This window comes from Anaerolineales bacterium, assembly GCA_022866145.1.
Lineage (GTDB): Bacteria > Chloroflexota > Anaerolineae > Anaerolineales > E44-bin32 > PFL42.
In genome coordinates, this window is sequence record JALHUE010000399.1 from 1 (window position 1) to 2251 (window position 2251).

Here is a 2251-nt window from a genome sequence, read left to right on the forward strand (position 1 = left end):
TGGTCATGGCGTCTCCTCAAACTGGAAGGTCCAAAGGTAGTCCGTCAGTGCCCACATCTGTGCCTCGGTCAGCACGGGTCCCCAGTAAGGCATCCCAGTGCCCATCCCTCCCCGCAGGATCTTCCCCTGCAGCAGTGCCGAACTCGCCCCGAGCATGATCGAGGAATCCGTGAAATCGGCCGGGGAGGGGGGGCGACCGTCGGCGAGGTGTGAGGCCGATGCGGCGGGGATCCCAGCCGCGGCCATCATGACGCCGTCGCCGGCGCCGCCCTCGCCGTGGCAAGCGGCGCAATTCTGCGCGAAGAGCGCCCGCCCTTCGCCCAGCGCCTCGTCGGTCGTTGTCGAGCGCCACAGGTATGCGACGAGGTCCCACACCCGAGAGTCGCTCAGACCTCGCGTGGATGGATCGAGGCGCAGCGTCTGCCACGTCTCGGCGGGGGCGCGGCGGACGAAGTCCTGACGCGATCGAAGCCCTGCGGGCATCTCGATCCCCAGAGCCTCTCCCCGCTCAGCTGATGGCCGCACGCTAGGCACGGCCGATGCAGGGTGGGGCGCATCGATGTCTATTCCAAGACTCAGGTACAAGGGATCCTGAACCTCGGCCACCACCGGCTGACCGCCCGAAACCTCGATGACGCCACGCATGCGCCAATGATTCGGACCGCACCAGCGGGTGCAGTAGAAAGTGTACGTGCCGGGCTGATCGAAGGTCAGCGTCGTCTCCACGACCTGACCTGGAGGCAGGTCGAGCGGGGCCTCGTCGCTTCGCCCGATGGCAAATCCGTGGACGACATCGTCGGAGACCAGGCGTAGGCGGAGCGGGGACCCGACGCTGGCGCGCAGTGTTCCCGGAAGCCAGCCGCCTTCTTCGCTCACCCGGCCGTGAATTGTCGGGGTCGAGGTGGAGCTTCGCGCCGCCCACCAGGCCGCGGCAAGCGCCAGCGGGACTACGATGACCGCCAGCGCCAAGGCGATGCGGGCGAAGTGCTCGGAGCTCAGGCGACGAAAACCCACAACAGCCCCGCGGTGACGATGAGGGAAAAACCCCAAACCGGAATCGCCATCCGGACTCCGCCGGCGAGCTCATCGGCGACGGCCCGGACGTGACGGCTCGACCAGGCCAGCCCTACGAGCAAGATAGCAATCAGCGCCCACGAGGCGAGGCCGCCACCCACAGGCGTCCACGGCATCGACGCAGTGCCAAGGAGGTCCCAGCCGAGGCCGATGGGGTCGGAGAGGACAGGCAAGATGTAGGAGGCGTTGGCCAGGACGAACCCGAGGCTGAAGGCGGCCCAGGCGGCGAGGCCGAGTGGGACGAGCGCCGGTGCGAATCTCCGCAGGCTCTCCTGCGCCGGGAGCCGAGGGCTGGCCGTCAATTGTCCAAAGCGTGTCGCGGCCAGGAACAAGCCTGGGACCAACACGACGGTGATCAGCAGGAACCCGGCGGCATAGGCCAGCCAGGATGGACTGCCGACCGCAGCCGCCGCCGAGCGCAACGTGCTCGACGGGCCCATCAGGACGAAGGCGTAAACCAAGGCGCTGCCGATCAGGACTAGGCTCTTGAAGGCTTCATCCAGACGGACGCGGGACGTGGGCTGAAGATCGGCCCCCATCGGCCGCAGGTTGATGGCGACGTTGTCGAGTGGGCAGGTACGCAGGCACTCCAGGCAGACGCCGCAGGACACGTTGGTGGTGAGAGCTGCAGGGAACGCCATCCACGGGCAGCCATACCCGTCGGCACTGCCGGTGTAACAGGTCTTGATGGTGTGCCCGGCGCAGACCCGCGGATCGCGCACGCGGACTTCCAGGGGAGCGGCCTGGGCATACAGGCCGATGAACCCACCGACCGGGCACAGGTACCGGCAGAACGACCGCCTCTCGAAGACCAGGCTGATGGCGATGGCGACAAGCACCAGGCCGGCGAGCAGCAACGCGGTCAACCTGGGCTGAGTGAGGATAGGGAGGCTGAACAGCGCCACGAGCACGAAGGCCGCGTTCTGGACCCACAGTCCTCGCAAGCGGCGCGGCCAGGGCAGCCCCAGGCCCAATCCGCCGCCGCGCGGTCGTAGCAAAGCGCCGCGCTGCAGCCATTCCCCCGGCAAAGGTAGTGGGCAGACGCCGCACCACAGCCTCCCGAAGAACGGTACGGCCACGATCATCAGCGCTGCCCACCAGGCGATCCATACCAGTACCGTGGCTGGATTGCGGCTCCCAACGGGTGTGCCGAGCAGCCCGGCGACAATCACCAACA

At 67.6% G+C, this 2251-nt stretch carries 2 protein-coding genes; both read right to left on the reverse strand.

Annotation, left to right across the window (positions count from 1 at the left end; translation table 11 throughout):
* Positions 1-3 precede the first annotated feature (3 nt).
* Positions 4-1014 (reverse strand): c-type cytochrome, encoded by a 1011-nt coding sequence (locus MUO23_12040; protein ID MCJ7513688.1) that lies wholly within the window; start codon positions 1012-1014, stop codon positions 4-6.
* Positions 996-2251: 4Fe-4S binding protein (locus MUO23_12045; protein MCJ7513689.1), on the reverse strand; the 1256-nt coding region annotated here is incomplete at its 5' end. The genes MUO23_12045 and MUO23_12040, both read right to left, overlap by 19 nt.